The 15,015-nt window shown below is 72.4% G+C and carries 12 protein-coding genes and 1 pseudogene; 9 read left to right on the top strand and 4 right to left on the bottom strand.

Features of this window, described 5'->3' with window-relative positions:
- Positions 1-23: 23 nt before the first annotated feature.
- The 4 genes and pseudogenes from KBX08_RS20550 to KBX08_RS20535 form a co-directional block, all read left to right on the top strand.
- Positions 24-971 (top strand): ROK family glucokinase, encoded by a 948-nt coding sequence (locus KBX08_RS20550; RefSeq protein ID WP_210785073.1) that lies wholly within the window; start codon positions 24-26, stop codon positions 969-971.
- An 11-nt stretch (positions 972-982) separates the two neighbouring features.
- Positions 983-1,675 carry an endonuclease/exonuclease/phosphatase family protein gene (locus KBX08_RS20545; RefSeq protein ID WP_112582793.1) on the top strand — a complete coding sequence of 231 codons (693 nt, stop codon included), beginning with the start codon at positions 983-985 and terminating at the stop codon, positions 1,673-1,675.
- Positions 1,676-1,792: 117 nt separating this feature from the next.
- The gene (locus KBX08_RS20540) at positions 1,793-3,199 is read left to right on the top strand and encodes an NAD(P)/FAD-dependent oxidoreductase (RefSeq protein WP_210785072.1); all 1,407 of its coding nucleotides are present in this window, start codon (positions 1,793-1,795) and stop codon (positions 3,197-3,199) included.
- Between the two features lie 79 nt (positions 3,200-3,278).
- Positions 3,279-4,061, top strand: a pseudogene (locus KBX08_RS20535) (alpha/beta hydrolase); the annotation flags it as partial.
- A gap of 35 nt (positions 4,062-4,096) precedes the next feature.
- Here KBX08_RS20535 and KBX08_RS20530 read toward each other — a convergent pair.
- Complete coding sequence (locus KBX08_RS20530) at positions 4,097-5,587, bottom strand: trehalose-6-phosphate synthase (protein WP_238690605.1); 1,491 nt, start codon at positions 5,585-5,587, stop codon at positions 4,097-4,099.
- Positions 5,588-5,746: 159 nt separating this feature from the next.
- Entirely contained in the window at positions 5,747-6,598 is an 852-nt protein-coding gene (locus tag KBX08_RS20525; RefSeq protein WP_210785070.1) for a DUF308 domain-containing protein, read from the bottom strand.
- 327 nt (positions 6,599-6,925) lie between these two features.
- Here KBX08_RS20525 and KBX08_RS20520 point away from each other — a divergent pair, with 327 nt between their 5' ends.
- Complete coding sequence (locus tag KBX08_RS20520) at positions 6,926-7,618, top strand: 1-acyl-sn-glycerol-3-phosphate acyltransferase (protein ID WP_210785069.1); 693 nt, start codon at positions 6,926-6,928, stop codon at positions 7,616-7,618.
- Positions 7,619-7,646: 28 nt separating this feature from the next.
- On the opposite strand, the gene KBX08_RS20515 is transcribed toward KBX08_RS20520, so the two are convergent.
- Positions 7,647-11,138 carry an adenylate/guanylate cyclase domain-containing protein gene (locus KBX08_RS20515; protein WP_210785100.1) on the bottom strand — a complete coding sequence of 1,164 codons (3,492 nt, stop codon included), beginning with the start codon at positions 11,136-11,138 and terminating at the stop codon, positions 7,647-7,649.
- Positions 11,139-11,275: 137 nt separating this feature from the next.
- Between KBX08_RS20515 and KBX08_RS20510 the strand changes: the two genes are divergently transcribed.
- Positions 11,276-11,533, top strand: a complete 258-nt coding sequence (locus KBX08_RS20510; RefSeq protein WP_084597913.1) for a hypothetical protein — start codon at positions 11,276-11,278, stop codon at positions 11,531-11,533.
- Positions 11,534-11,714: 181 nt separating this feature from the next.
- On the opposite strand, the gene KBX08_RS20505 is transcribed toward KBX08_RS20510, so the two are convergent.
- Positions 11,715-12,407 (bottom strand): Crp/Fnr family transcriptional regulator, encoded by a 693-nt coding sequence (locus tag KBX08_RS20505; RefSeq protein ID WP_091407574.1) that lies wholly within the window; start codon positions 12,405-12,407, stop codon positions 11,715-11,717.
- 269 nt (positions 12,408-12,676) lie between these two features.
- Here KBX08_RS20505 and KBX08_RS20500 point away from each other — a divergent pair, with 269 nt between their 5' ends.
- The 3 genes from KBX08_RS20500 (at position 12,677) to KBX08_RS20490 (ending at position 14,947) form a co-directional block, all read left to right on the top strand.
- A complete protein-coding gene (locus KBX08_RS20500; protein WP_112582786.1) occupies positions 12,677-13,174 on the top strand; it encodes a polyadenylate-specific 3'-exoribonuclease AS in 498 nt (165 codons plus the stop codon).
- Between the two features lie 78 nt (positions 13,175-13,252).
- A complete protein-coding gene (locus tag KBX08_RS20495; protein WP_210785068.1) occupies positions 13,253-13,756 on the top strand; it encodes a pyridoxamine 5'-phosphate oxidase family protein in 504 nt (167 codons plus the stop codon).
- Between the two features lie 162 nt (positions 13,757-13,918).
- Complete coding sequence (locus tag KBX08_RS20490; protein ID WP_091408060.1) at positions 13,919-14,947, top strand: 6-phosphofructokinase; 1,029 nt, start codon at positions 13,919-13,921, stop codon at positions 14,945-14,947.
- Positions 14,948-15,015: the final 68 nt, after the last annotated feature.

Here is a 15,015-nt window from a genome sequence, read left to right as displayed (position 1 = left end):
CACAGCAGAGGGGGGCGGTAGCGGTGACGCTGACCATCGGAGTCGACGTCGGTGGCACGAAGGTGGCCGGCGGTGTCGTGGACGACACCGGCACGGTCCTCGTGCAGACCCGACGGGACACTCCCGCCGATGACGTGGCCAAGACCCGCGACGTCATCATCGAGTTGGTCGGCGAGCTGGCTGCCGGGCGGACCATCGAGGCCGTCGGCATCGGCGCGGCCGGTTGGATCGACGCCAGCCGTTCGACGGTGCTCTTCGCTCCCAACCTGGCCTGGCGTGACGAACCGCTGCGTGAGTACGTCAGCGAGGCCGTCGGGCTGCCCGTGATCGTGGAGAACGACGGGAACGTCGCCGCATGGGCCGAGTTCCGTTACGGCGCGGCCCGCGACGCCGACGACTCGATGATCATGTTCACCATCGGCACCGGTGTGGGTGGCGGCATCGTCCTCGGTGGCGACCTGATGCGCGGCGCGCACGGCATCGCCGCGGAGCTGGGCCACATGCTGGCCGTCCCGGACGGACACCAGTGCGGCTGCGGCCGGCTGGGCTGCATCGAGCAGTACGCCAGCGGCAGCGCCCTGGTGCGGTTCGCGCGGGCCGGCGCCCGGCAGGAGCCCAACCGGGCCACCGCCCTGCTGAAGCTGGCCGGCGGTGAGGCCGAGGCGATCACCGGCCCGATGGTGACCGCCGCCGCGCAGGGCGGCGACCCGGTCTCCGCCGAGGCGTTCGCCCAGATCGGCCGGTGGCTGGGCACCAGCCTCGCCGACATGGCGCAGATCCTCGACCCGCAGACCCTGGTGGTCGGCGGCGGGGTGATCGACGCCGGTGACCTGCTGCTCGGTCCCACCCGCCGGTCGTACCTCGACGCGCTCGCCCAGCGTGGTCGCCTGCCGGTGGCCGAGGTGCTCCCGGCGCAGCTGGGCAACAGCGCCGGGGTGATCGGCGCCGCTGACCTGGCCCGCCGGATCTGAGGCGGTCCGGGATGGGCGTGCCGCTGCGCGTGGTGTCGTACAACATCCACAGCCAGCGCGACGACACCGCCGCGCTGGCTGCGGTGGTCCGGGCCGCGACGCCGGACGTGGTGATCGTGCAGGAGGGGCCGCGCCGGTTCCGGTGGCGACAGAAGTCCGCCACGTTGGCCGAGTCGTTCGGTCTGGTGGTGGCCGCCGGTGGGCTGCCCGCCCTGGGCAACCTGCTCCTGACCAGCCTGCGGGTCCAGGTGCTGGGCACCCGCTGCCAGCGCTTTCCGCTGACCCCCGGCCGGCACCTGCGCGGCGCCGCGTACGCCGACTGCCGGGTCGGTGACGCCCGGTTCACCCTCGCCGGCTCGCACCTGTCCACCGACCCGGCCGAGCGACCCTCCCAGGCCACCGAGTTCAAGCGTGGCCTGGACGCGGCGACCAGCCCCGTGCTGGCCGGGGCGGACCTCAACGAGGGGCCGGACGGGCCCGCCTGGGCCACCGTGTCGCGCGGGTTGACCGACGCGGCGGTGGCTGCCGACCGGGCCGAGCGGCTCACCTACTCCTGCGCCGACCCCCGCCGACGCATCGACGCGCTCTTCGTCGACCCGCGGATCACAGTTGTCGACTACGACGTGGTGGACACCCCGCAGACCCGCCGGGCCAGCGACCACTTCCCGGTCCTGGTCGACCTGCTGCTACCCGCCACCGACTGACCCCCGACGCCGGCTCGACCGTCGGCGCATCCGGCTCAGGACTGGACATCCGGCCCGGTTGTGGAGAGGATTTCGCGGCGACCGGCACGCCTGCCGTACCAAAAGGAGATGTCCCCGGTGTCCACCTCCACCGACCACGGCCGGCCCGACCCGGAGGCGACCTCGCCCGCGGCGAACAGCGACGGCCGCCCGGTCTCCGACCGGGGCGACACCGTCTGCGTCATCGGGGCCGGTGCCAGCGGCCTGACGGCCATCAAGAACCTGCGTGAGCACGGGTTCGGCGTGGACTGCTACGAGCGGGAGACGGGCGTCGGCGGCGCCTGGAACTGGCGGCACGACCGCAGCCCGGTGTACGCCAGCACCCACCTGATCTCGTCGAAGCCGTTCACCCAGTTCCCGGACTTCCCCATGCCGGACTCCTGGCCGGACTACCCGCACCACGGTCAGCTGCTGTCCTACTTCGAGCGTTACGCCGACCATTTCGACCTGCGCTCGCACATCTGGTTCGGCACCGAGGTGATCCGGGTCCAGCCCGTCGAGGGTGACCGGTGGGACGTGACCACCCGCTCCACCGGCGGGTACGGCCCCGAGCGCACCGCCCGGTACGCCGCCGTGGTGATCGCCAACGGCCACAACTGGTCGCCGAAGCTGCCCCGCTACGAGGGCCTCGAACAGTTCCGTGGCGAGATCATGCACGCCTCGTCCTACAAGGACCCGGCGCAGCTGCGCGGCAAGCGGGTGCTGGTGGTCGGTGCCGGCAACACCGGCTGCGACATCGCCGTCGAGGCCGCCCAGCAGGCGTCGCGTTGCTGGCACTCCACCCGCCGGGGCTACTGGTACGCGCCGAAGTATGTGCTCGGTCGCCCCGCCGACCAGGTCAACGACAGCCTGTTGGCGCTGCGGGTGCCGCTGCGGGTGCGGCAGTGGCTCTACCACTGGACGCTGCGGCTGACCGTCGGCGACCTGACCCGCTTCGGCCTGCCCAAGCCCGACCACCGGGTGTACGAGACGCACCCGATCGCGAACAGCCAGCTCGTGTACTACGTGGGCCACGGCGGGATCGGCCCGGTGCCGGACGTCGCCCGGTTCCACCCGTACGCCGTGGAGTTGGCCGACGGCCGCGAGATCGACCCCGAGGTGGTCGTCTTCGCCACCGGTTACCTGCCGCGCTTCGAGTTCCTCGACGCGTCGGTGTTCGGTGACAGCGCGGGCGCGGGCCGGCCCACGCTGTGGCTCAACGCGTTCACCCCCGGGCATCCGACCCTGGCCGTCGCCGGCCTGCTGCAACCGGACTCCGGGCTGTTCACCCTGTCGCACTGGCAGACGGTGCTCTTCGCCCGGCTGCTTCAGGCCCGTCGGGACCGGCCGGAACGGGCCACGGCGTTCGCGCAGCGGGTGCGGGACCGGGCGGGGGAGCGGTACTCCGGGCCGGTCAAGGACAGCAGCCGGCACTGGTTCGAGGTCGGGCACGCCGACTACCTGCGCGCCATCCAACGCGCCCTGGTCGAGCTGGAGGGCAAGTGAGCGCGAGGAGTGAGCTTGCGAGCCCCGCAGTCGCGAACGAAAGGCTGGCACGGTGAGCGCGAGTAGTGAGCTGCGGATCATGCGGGGTCGGGAGTGGTCCCGGCCGGTCCGGCCGGCCCGCCGGGAGGTGCTCAGCGCGGTCCCCGAGCTGGAGGAGGGGCGTCCGCCACTGCTGTTCGTACCCGGGTTCGGGCACGGCGCGTGGGCGTTCGCCGAGCACTGGTTGGGGCACGCGGCGTCGCGGGGGTTCCCGGCGTACGCGGTGAGCCTGCGCGGGCACGGTGGCAGCGAGCCGGCGCCGGAGGCGACGCTGCGGGCGTACGCCCACGACGTGGTCCAGGTGGCCGCGAGCCTGCCGCGGCAGGCGGTGCTGGTGGGGCACGGCGCCGGGGCCCTGGTGGTGGCGCACGCGTTGGCCCGCTACCCGGCGCGGGGCGCGGTGCTGGTGGCGCCGGTCTTCGGCGGCTGGGGAGTGCTGGGCGCGGCCCTGCGCCGCAACCCGGCGGGCACGTTGCCGGCGGTGTTCGGCGGGCCGTTGCGGCTCAACCGGGGACAGCTGTTCAGCAGCGAGTTGCCCGACGAGGAGGCCCGGCGGTATGTCGGCCGCCTCGGTCGGGCGGGTCGACGGGCGCAGTGGGCGCTGCTGGGTGAGCCGGAGGCCGAGTCGGCCGTGGGCGCGCCCCCGGTGTTGGTGCTGGGCAGCCCGGACGACCGGGTGGTGCCGGCGTCGACGCTGACCCGGGTGGCCCGCCGGTACGGGTCCGCCCCGCTGCTCTTTCCCGGAATGGGCCACGACCTGATGCTGGACGCGCGGTGGGAGGAGCCGATCGACGCGATCCTGGACTGGCTGGAGAAGGAGCCGGTGGGCCCGGGCGGCCACGTCCGGGCCGTCGGCGGTCAGCCGCCGGCCTGGTGGACGGCCGGGCTGCCGGCCGGGGTGGCCGGTTGGGGCACCCGAGCGTCGGAGCCGGTGTCGGTGCTGGTCAGGCGACTGATCAGGCCGCCGCCCTCGTCCAGGGCGCGCAGGTAGGAGCGGGCCCAGGCCCGGATGTCGTGCTTGTGCAGGTGAGCGCGCATGGCTCGCATCCGCTGGGTGGTGTCGGCCGGGTCGGCCCGCAGCGCGGCGCGCAGGCCCTGCTTGAGCCCTTCCAGGTCGTGCGGGTTGACCAGGTACGCCTGGGACAGCTCGGCGGCGGTGCCGGCGAACTCGCTGAGCAGCAGCGCGCCAGTGTCGTCGACCCGCGCGGCCACGTACTCCTTGGCGACCAGGTTCATTCCGTCGCGCAACGGGGTCACCGCCATCACGTCGGCGACTCGGTAGAGCGCGGCCAGCTCGGCCCGGTCGAACGGCTGGGTGAGGTAGTGGATCGCCGGCTCACCGACCCGGCCGAACTCGCCGTTGATCCGGCCGACTTCGCGTTCGATGCGCTCGCGCAGGATCTGGTACTGGCCGACGCGTTCCCGGCTCGGCATGGCGACCTGCACCAGCACCGTGTCGCGGACCTTGACGTCGCCGCTGGCGAGCAACTCGCTGTACGCCTTGAGGCGCTGCTCGATGCCCTTGGTGTAATCCATCCGGTCCACGCTGAGGACGACCTGCCGGGGATCGCCGAGGTCCTGACGGAGCCGGTGGGCCCGGGCGGCCACGTCCGGGCGGTCGGCGAGCGCGGCCATCTCGGCGGTGTCGATGGAGACCGGGAACGCGCCGATGCGGACGACCCGGTCGTCGATGCCGATTCGCCGGTCGGTGGCCGGCAGCTCCAGCACCCGGGTCACCAACTGGGCGAAGTTGTGCGCCGCCTGCACCCGCTGGAAGCCGACCAGGTCGGCGCCGAGCATGCCGCGCAGCAGTTCGGCCCGGCGGGGCAGTTGCATGAACAGCTCCGGCGGCGGGAACGGCACGTGCAGGAAGAACCCGATGCGCAGGTCCGGGCGGAGCGCGCGCAGCAGCCCGGGAACCAGTTGAAGGTGGTAATCCTGCACCCAGACCACCCCGCCCGGCTCGGCCACCTCCGCGGTCGCCTCGGCGAAGCGCTGGTTGACCCGCTGGTACGCCTCCCACCACCGGCGGTGGTGTTGCGGCTGCTCCACGGAGTCGTGGTAGAGCGGCCAGAGGGTGGCGTTGGCGAACCCCTCGTAGTGGTCGCGCAGGTCTTCCGGGCTGAGCGCGACGGTGTGCATCCGCACGCCGTCCACGTCCGGCAGGGCGGGGGCCGGCCCGGTGCCACCGGCCCAGCCGACCCAGGTCGCCGGGGTGTGCCGCAGGAGCGGGAGCAGGGCGCTGACCAACCCGCCGGGGCTGCGCCGCCACTCGCAGGCTCCATCGGGGGCCTGATTGTCGTCGATGGGGAGGCGGTTGGCCACCACCACGAGAGAACTCTGTCGCATCTCGGGCATTCCGATCAGCAGAGGACTGACCGCCGCGAGCAAGGAAAAACCGGTCAGTCAGCGGGGGAAGTGACGTACAGCGGTATTCCTACTGACAGTAAGTTACACCACTGTTACGCCCCTGGCGGGGCGCTGCTGTCCCGGGATGCGGGCCGACCGTCAGACGACGGCGCCGTTGTCCGGGTCGTCCTCGTCCTCGTCGCCGGGGCGCAGCCGCCAGATCAGCGTGACGAAACCGGCCAGGATGCCGGTGAAGCCGAACAGCGTGACCGCGGAGCGGTCGATCGGAAGCAGCCACGGGAAGAGGAACAGCACGAACCCGACGACCACCCCGAGCACGCCGATCACCGCGTACTTGCTGACCCGCGGCAGTGGCGGCGGTGGCGGCGGGTGGTAGCCCTCGTCGTCCTCGTCGTCGGGCAGGTCGGCGCCGAAGGTGTCCAGCCCGTCCAGCAGCGACGGCTCGTCCGGGCGGGTGCCGCGCCCCACGGAGATCCCGGAGATGTCCGTCGCGGACGGCAGCCGGCGAACGTCGGTGGCGGTCGGACCGGGTTCGTCGGTGCCGGAGCGGGTCAGCGGCCCGGAGGTCGGCTCGTCCCGGCTGTCCCGTTCGTCCACGTCCTCCGAGGCCGGCCACGGGTGGTCACCGGGCGTGGAGGTGGTGTGGAAGCCCGCCACGATCCGCGCCCACTCGGCGTCGACGTCCGGTTCGTCGCGAGCCGGCGGCTGCTCCGGAGCGGTCTCGTCGGCGAGTTGGGTCAGGTAGTCCCGGGCGGTGGTCAGGTGCGAGCGGTCGACGTAGAGCCGGTCGACCGGCCGGGCCGGCACGGTCGTGGTGCGGGTGACCGGGTTGAGGTCGGCGGAGGGCTGGAGGTAGGCGGCGATCCCGCCGGCGGCCAGCACGTCGAGCAGGTGCTCACCGACGCGCGGATCGACGTCGCCGACGACGGCGTACTCGTTCGCGTCGAGCCCGTTGTCCCGCCGTCCCCGGCGGGCCCCACCCGCTGACACCCGGACATCCCCCTTAACGCGCCTGCCGGCGCGGCCACCGCTGCCCTTCGGCGCCAGTCCGCACGCCGTGCTCTGAATCGTGACACGTCAGGGCATGGTTCCGGGAGTGCGTTGTGTCGCGTCTTCCAAAGTCACGGCTGCTTCCGCAGGTCGCGGCGGGGCTTCTTTGTCCGTTCTTGCGCGACAAGTGCGATCTCGGTGATCGCGGAAGCGGCTCTATGCCTCGGCCCCCCGAACGTCGTCCGTTGTGGTGAGAGCGCTCGCTTCGTAGGCTCGGCGGCGACGACGGCTGGCGCTGTCGCGGGCACACCACGGGAAAGGACGCCGGTGCTCTACTGGCTGCTGAAGTACGTCATCCTCGGTCCGCTGCTCAAGCTGATCTTCCGCCCGCAGGTGGAGGGCCTGCGCAACGTGCCGGCGACCGGTCCGGTGATCCTGGCGAGCAACCACCTCTCCTTCTCCGACTCGATCTTCACCCCGTTGATCACCGCCCGGAAGGTCACCTTCGTCGCCAAGGCCGAGTACTTCACCGGCAAGGGGATCAAGGGCTGGCTGACCAAGATGTTCTTCGTCGGCACCGGCACGATTCCGGTGGACCGCTCCGGTGGCCGGGCCGCGCGCGCCGCCCTGGACACCCAGTTGCAGGTGCTACGGGCCGGGGGAGTGGCCGGCATCTACCCCGAGGGCACCCGCTCCCCGGACGGGCGGCTCTACCGGGGCAAGACCGGGGTGGCCCGGCTCGCCCTGGAGAGCGGCGCGCTGGTGGTGCCGGTGGCGATGCTCAACGCCGACGAGATCCAGCCGCCGGGCAAGCTCATTCCCAAGATCGACCGGGTGAGGATCCGGTTCGGGGCGCCGCTGGACTTCTCCCGCTACGCCGGGCTGGCCGGCGACCGGTTCGTCGAGCGCGCGGTCACCGACGAGATCATGTACGAGTTGATGGAGCTCTCCGGTCGGGAGTACGTGGACGTCTACGCCCAGAAGCTGAAACAGCCCGTCCCGACGCCGCTGGCCGCCTGAGCCGCCGCCGGGCCGGCCCGCTCGCCGGTCAGGGCAGGTGGAGCAGAGCGGGGGCGTGGTGACGGGTGGCGAAGTCGTGCAGGCGGGCGCGGGTGGCCGCGGCGGCGGACGGGTCGGTCTCGGCCAGCGGGCCGATGGCCAGCGCCATCGTGATGATCTCGTCGGTCACGTCGGTCATCCGGGCGTAGCTCGTCGCCGCCGAGCGCAGCAGGTTCGCCGCGGTCGTGGCGTCCCCGGCGTGCCGGGCCAGCGTGGCGTCGGCGACCTGACCGGCGGCCCGAGCCCACGGTGTCGTCCGCGGCGCCCGGCCGAGCATCTGCCGGACCAGCCGGGCCGCGTCCGCGCCGAGCACCCCGGCGACGTGGCCGACGGCCGGCACCCACTCCGCGAACGGAATCATCCGGGTCCGTTGCCAGTCCTCGTCCAGCTCGGTGAGCAGCGCCATCGCCTCGTCCCGGCGGCCCTGCACCGCCCGGCAGAGGGCGGCGTGCGCCAGGGTGGAGCGCAGCACCCGGTGGAATCCGCTGCGCCGCGCCGCGACCAACGCCTGCTCGACCAGATCCCCACCCGGTCCGTCCGACCCCGCGGTCTCGTCGGGCCGGTCGGGGCCGACCAGCTCGGCTCCGGCCAGCCCCCGCATCCAACCCGAGACCGCCACGATGTGCAGATCCCACTCCGCGGTTGGCCGTCGGGTCGACTCCGCCGCCATCGCCAGCGCCGCCGTCCAGTCACCCGCGTAGTACGACCGCGCCCACTGGTCGGCGAAGCTGGTGGCCAGGCTGTGCTCGCCGCCCAGGTCGAGGGTGAGCTGCTCGTCGACCAACCGGGCCGAGCCGGCCAGGTCGCCCTCCTCCTGCAACGCCCAGGCCAGGTTCTGCACCGCCCGGCGCCGGCTGGTCAGCCGCTCCACCCGGCAGTGCTCGGTCACCTCCGCCAGCTCCGGGAACGCCTCGGCGGAGCCGGCGAGGTAGCGCGCCACGGCCAGGGTGATCCGCGCGTTGGCTTGGACCTCGCGCAGCTGGAGCCGCTCGGCGAGGGCCCCTGCCGCCCGCGCCGCCGTGCACGCCGGCTCGGTCTCCGCGTTGAGCATGTGCACCCGGGCCAGCTCCAGCAGGGCGCCCGCCTTCTCCTGACTGTCCGGTAGGTCGCTGTAGATGCCGATCGCCTGGTCCAGGCAGTGCAGGGTCGCCGACCGGTCGGCCCGACTCCAGGCGGCGGTGGCGAGCAGCGTCCAGGCGCGCGCCGCCCCCGTCCGGTCGCCGCTCGTGGTGAGCCGGTCGGCCAGCCTGGTGAGGGTGTCAGTGCCCCCCGCCACCAGGAAGGCGTCACCGTCCCGATAGAACGCCAGCTCGGCGTCGAACAGCTCCAGCGCCGGGTCCGGCCCGACGTCCAGGGCCAGCGCCCGGCCGACCAGCGCGGCGGCGGTGTCCAGCGCGTGCAGCTCGTACGCGCGGCGGGCCGCCCGGTGCAGCGCGGCCCGCGCCGAGGGGGCGTAGGGGGCGGTGTCCAGCCCGACCGTCCGGGCGATCTCGTGGGCCGCCCAGCGATGGTTGGCCAGCACCTCGGCCAGGTCGTACTGCCGGCCGTCGGTGAGCTGTGCCATCCAGTCGGCGGTGCGGTGGTGGCGCAGCACCCGTTCGGCCCTGGGCAGCCGCTGGTAGCAGACGTCGCGCACCAGAATGTGCCGGAACCGGTACTCGGACTGGCCGGGCATCGTCGACGTGCTCTGCTCGTACACCAGGTCGCGACGTTGCAGGCGGTCCAGCGCACGCTCCACCCACTCCACCGGCCGTCCCAACGCCATCGCCACCGGCGCGGCCCAGAACACCACGCCGACCACGGCGGCGGCCTGGAGCACCGCCCGGTCGGCCGGGTCCAGCAGGTCGAGCCGGTTGGCGATGACCGCCTGTACGGTGCGGGGCATCTCCGCGCCACCGTCGAGGTCGGGGCGCGCGGCCGAACCGACCGCGTCGAGCAGGCCGCCGTCCAGCAGCATCCGGGCGTACTCCTGGGCGTAGAGCGGGTTGCCGTCGGCGAACTCGATCAGTGGGGTACGCGAGCTGGACGGCAGCGTCAGCTGCCCGAGGAGCAGCGAGTAGAGCGTGTCGATGTCGGTGTCGTGCATCGGCGGCACCGAGATCGACATCGCGCCACTGATCGTGCCGGTCCAGGCCGGGTGCCGTTCCCGCAGCTCCGGCCGGGCGGTAGCGACGACCAGCAGCGGTACGCCGCGCGCCGACGCGCCCAACTGCTCGACGAAGGCGAGCATCGCCTGGTCGGCCCAGTGCATGTCCTCGAAGACCAGCACGGTCGGGCCGGTGGTCGCCAGGGCGAGCAGGAACCGCCGCCAGGCGGCCTCGGTCTCGCCGGGGGTGAGCCGTTCGCCCGGTACGCCGATCAGCGGCCCGAGCGCCTCGGCCAACCGGGTCGCGTGCGGGTCGGCGAGCTGCCCCAGCCGGGACCGCAGCCGCTCGCGCAGCGCGGCCGGGTCGTCGACCTCCGGCACGCCCACCCAGGTCTTCACGATGTCCGACAGGGCGGCCCAGGTGACGTTCTCGCCGAACGGCGGGCACTGCCCGACGAGCCAGGTGATCGGCGGGCCGGGCACGCTGCCGGCGTGCCGGGCCAGTTCGCGCAGCAACCGGCTCTTGCCCACACCGGCCGGGCCGAACACCGTCACCAACTGGGAGGTCCGCTCGGTCACCATCCGGTGCAGCGCGTTGACCAGCAGACCGCGCTCGTGTTCCCGATCCACCATCGGGGTCAGCTCGGCGCCGCGCGGGTCCCGGTGTGGTCGCACCTGGACGGCCAGCCAGATCCGGCTCACCGCGGACCGGCCGCGCAGGGTGACCGGTGGTTGGTCGGCGTACTCCATCTCGTGTCGGGTGGCCGACCAGGTGCTCTCGTCGACGACGACACCGCCCGGCGGGGCGAACCCCTGCAGGCGCGAGGCCGTGTTGACCACGTCTCCGGTCACGAAGGCCTGCCCACCGTCGCGGGTGGCGGAGAGGTCGACCAGGGCCTCGCCGGTCGCGATGCCGACCCGGAAGCTCAGCGGCGGCTGCGGACCGGCGGGCTGGCGGGCCAGGTTCCGCTGCAGCTCCAGGCCGGCGCGGACGCACCGCAACGCGTCGTTGTCGGTGGCCACCGGCGCGCCGAACAGCGCCATCGCCGCGTCGCCGATGTACTTCTCGACCACCCCGCCGTACTGGTGCACGATCCGGCGCACCGTGGCGAAGTAGGTCTGTTGCAGACTGCGGGCCTGCTCCGGGTCGGTCCGCTCCGCGTAGCTGGTGAAGTCCACGATGTCGACGAAGAGCACGCTGACCTGACGCCGATCCTCCTGCACCGCGACGGCGTGGTCCCGCAGCGGTTGACCGCAGCTGGTGCAGAAGTTGACCTCGGTGCTGTTGGCATGCCCGCAGTGCGCACAGTTGACCCCGAGCGGCTGGCCACACCCGCCGCAGAAGCGGTCGTCCGGCCCGGCCGCGCGTGCGCAGTGTCCACACTTGAGGTCGATGTTCAGCTCCGTGGGCGAAAGAGGTCAGTATCGCGGCCGGTCGACCCAGTCGGGTACCCGACGTGCGGGCGGGCAACGGCATCGATCGGTCGGGGTTAGTGTTCCGTACCAGGAAGTTTCATGTCAGGGAGAGTGCCGTGCAGGTACGACTGTCCGCCTCGTGGACCGATCCGGGTGGCACGCTGTGGGCGCCGGGGGACACGATCGACGTCGATGCTGTCACTCTCGCCGAACTGGAGGAGCAGGGCATGGTGGAAGAGCCTGAGGGTCAGTCGGGCGGGTCGGGGGAGACCACGACCACCTCGTCGAGCACGTCCACGGCTGGTAAGCCGACCGATCCGAAGAAGATCGGGCCGGGGCCGGGTGCGCCGCCGGCCGACAGCACGGAGAACTGAACGCCCGGGTGCGGTCGGCGGGCCATCGGTCCACCGGCCGCACCCGTCTGTCCTGCACGTTCGTTGATGCCGGTTGCCAGTGGCGGCCGGCATCAGCCGTGGGTACGGGTGGGCCGGCGCCGGGTGACGGCCGTCCAGATCGGACGCCCGACCGTCGACGAAACCGGGGCGGGCCGGTCGGTCAGCGGTCGGCCATGCCGGCGCGGCGGCGCAGCGCGGCCACGTCGGTCACCACGATCCGGCGGCCCTCGGTGCGCAGCCAGCCACGGCTGGCGAACGAGCCGATCGCCTGGTTGACGCTCTGCCGGGAACCACCGGCCATCTCGGCCAACTGACTCTGGTTGAGCTCGATCGTGATCATCGGTGCCTGGCTTTCGCCGGCCAACCGCACCAGCGTCTTCGCCACCCGACCGGGCAGGTCGAGGAAGACGTGGTCGGCGTTCTGCTCGGTGAGCCGGCGGATCAGCCCGCCCAGTGAGCGCATCACCGCGTCCAGGATGCGGGGGTTGGAGTGCACCAACTCCATGAAGGCGCCCCGCGAGAGCGCGAGCGCCGCGCAGTCCTCGATGGCCTCCGCCGAGGCGGACCGGGTGGACGCGTCGAGCAGGGAGACCTCACCGAGCACGTCCGGCGGACGGATAACCGACAGCACGGCCCGCTCGCCGGTGGGTGCGGTGCGAAAGACCGCCACCGCGCCGCGGCGCAGCACGATCAGGGACTCGCCGGGGTCGTTCTCCACGAAGAGCAGTTGGCCCTTGCGGTAGGTGCGCGGAACGGCGGCGGCGATGACACGCTGCCGTACCTCGGGCTCCAGCCCGGCGAACATCTCGACACCCGTGAGCGCGTCACCCGGCTCCGGCAGGCGAACCTCCACGGCCCAACCCCTCCCCCGGTCATGGACCACAACTCGCTCACCGGGCGAACCTGATGGGCCCCGACAAGGTGAACTGACACCGATTCGGCGTCCGGTAGCGGTACACATCAGATCATGACGGTCCGGTCGCTTGCTGTACACCCCTCGAAGCACTTCCGTGACCGTCACGAGCTGCGACGTGCCGTTCACGAGGTGTCGCCGGAGCTGGGTCGACGCCCGGACGGGCCCCGCCGGGCGCGGCCGTGCGGCGGTGGGCGAGGATGCCCGGAATGGTCTACCGCTATTTCTACGACTGCGAGTTCATCGAGGACGGGACGACCGTCGACCTCGTCTCGATCGGTGTCGTCGACGAGTACGGCCGCGAGTTCTACGCGGTCTCCACCGAGTTCGACGACTCCCGCGCCGTGCCCTGGGTCCGACGCAACGTGCTGGACAAGCTGCCCTCCCCGGCGGACCGGGCCTGGCGCTCGCGTGAGCGCATCCGCGACGACCTGTACGACTTCCTGGTCGAGCCGATCCGGGACCGGCCGGGGGAGCAGTTGGAGCTGTGGGCCTGGTTCGCCGCGTACGACCACGTGGTGCTCGCCCAGCTCTGGGGCGCGATGCCGGCGCTGCCCCGGGAGATTCCCCGCTACACCAAGGAGCTGCGGCAGCTCTGGGACGACCGGGGCCGGCCGCCCCTGCCGGACGCGGACGCGGCCCGGCACGACGCTCTGGTCGACGCCCGGCACAATCTGGCCCGCTGGCGGGCGATGACCGCCCGCTGAGCGGTGGCCGCGCCGCCGTAGGTTTGACCGGTTCTGTCCCGGGCATCGGTTCGACCAGCCGAGCCGAGGGAGATTGCCATGAGCGACCAGCCGAGCAACGCCGCGGAGGCACGCGCCCGGGTCACCGGCCTGGCCCGGGCCGCGCGGATCTGCATGCTCACCACTACCGCTCTGGACGGGCGGCAGGTGAGTCGACCGATGGGGCTCCAGGAGGCCGAGTTCGACGGCGAGCTGTGGTTCTTCGCCTACGCCGACTCGGCCAAGGTCCGCCAGATCCGGGTGAACCCGGAGGTCAACGTCGCTTTCTCCGACCAGAAGCACAACGCGTGGGTGTCGATCTCCGGCACCGCCACCGAGGGGTTCGACCGGGCCCGGGCCGAGCGGCTGTGGAACCCGCTGCTCAAGGCGTGGTTCCCCGACGGGCTGGACACGTCCGGTCTCACGCTGATCAAGGTGCACGCCAGCTCCGCCGAGTACTGGGACTCGCCGAACAGCACTGTGGTGAACCTGCTCGACTACGCGAGGGCCGCGGTCACCGGCCGGCCACCGAAGGCCGGCGAGAACCACGAGGTGACCTACTGACCGGGGGTGGGTGCCCGGGGCGCGCTGTCGTCGTACTGGCGGGCCGACTACAGTTCGCAGTGACGGCCCGCCCCGGGCCGGCAACGGCGCCGATGGTCTGACCTGACACATACCCTGGGGCATATCGGGCTTTACCTGATGCTCCAGGAGGATGAGCGGATCATGCGTATCGGCGTGCTCACCGGCGGCGGCGACTGCCCCGGTCTCAACGCGGTCATCCGGGCGGTGGTCCGCAAGGGCGTCGCCACTTACGGTCACGAGTTCGTGGGCTTCCGGGACGGCTGGAAGGGCCCGCTCGAGGGCCTGTCCCGGCCGCTGGACATCGCCGACGTCCGCGGCATCCTGCCCCGCGGCGGCACCATCCTCGGCTCGTCCCGGACCAACCCGTTCAAGATCGAGAACGGCGTCGAGCGGATCAAGGACAACCTCGCCGCCCAGGGCGTGGACGCGCTGATCGCGATCGGCGGCGAGGACACCCTCGGCGTTGCCACCAAGCTCTACGAGCTGGGCGTGCACGTCGTCGGCGTGCCGAAGACGATCGACAACGACCTCGGCGCCACCGACTACACCTTCGGCTTCGACACCGCGGTCAACATCGCGATGGAGGCCATCGACCGGCTGCACACCACAGCGGAGAGCCACCACCGCACCCTGGTCGTCGAGGTGATGGGCCGGCACGCCGGCTGGATCGCCCTGCACGCCGGCCTGGCCGGCGGCGCCAACGTGATCCTGCTGCCCGAGCGTCAGTTCGACGTCGACCAGGTGGCCGGCTACGTCGAGAAGCGCTTCCAGCACCAGTACGCCCCGATCGTCGTGGTCGCCGAGGGCGCCCAGCCGCTCGACGGCCAGATGGTCCTCGCCAACCAGGAGCTCGACTCGTTCGGCCACGTCCGCCTCGGCGGCATCGGCCAGTGGCTCGCCGAGCAGTTGGAGGCCAAGACCGGCAAGGAGGCCCGCACCGTGGTGCTGGGCCACATCCAGCGCGGTGGCACCCCGACCGCCTTCGACCGGGTGCTCGCCACCCGCCTGGGCCTGCAGGCCATCGACGCCGTCAACGACGGCGACTGGGGCAAGATGGTCGCGATGCAGAGCACCGACATCGTCCGGGTGCCCCTCGCCGAGGCCACCCGCGAGCTGAAGACCGTGCCGCTGGAGCGGTACGCCGAGGCCGAGGTCTTCTTCGGCAGCTGATCGATCGTCGGCGGCGCGGCGGGCCAGCGGGGCCGCCGCGCCGCGACCCCAGGCGAGGGGGGTACGGG

The sequence above is a fragment of the Micromonospora sp. H61 genome, from assembly GCF_018070325.1.
GTDB lineage: Bacteria > Actinomycetota > Actinomycetes > Mycobacteriales > Micromonosporaceae > Micromonospora > Micromonospora salmantinae.
Note: the sequence above shows the minus strand (reverse complement) of the source record. Positions and strands in the feature narration are given on the sequence as shown.

Excerpts from the sequence above, each read along its gene's own strand:
- KBX08_RS20490 (WP_091408060.1), top strand. The coding sequence starts at position 13,919 with ATGCGTATCGGCGTGCTCACCGGCGGCGGCGACTGCCCCGGTCTCAAC.
- KBX08_RS20500 (WP_112582786.1), top strand. The coding sequence starts at position 12,677 with ATGGTCTACCGCTATTTCTACGACTGCGAGTTCATCGAGGACGGGACG.
- KBX08_RS20530 (WP_238690605.1), bottom strand. The coding sequence starts at position 5,587 with ATGCGACAGAGTTCTCTCGTGGTGGTGGCCAACCGCCTCCCCATCGAC.
- KBX08_RS20495 (WP_210785068.1), top strand. The coding sequence starts at position 13,253 with ATGAGCGACCAGCCGAGCAACGCCGCGGAGGCACGCGCCCGGGTCACC.
- KBX08_RS20545 (WP_112582793.1), top strand. The coding sequence starts at position 983 with ATGGGCGTGCCGCTGCGCGTGGTGTCGTACAACATCCACAGCCAGCGC.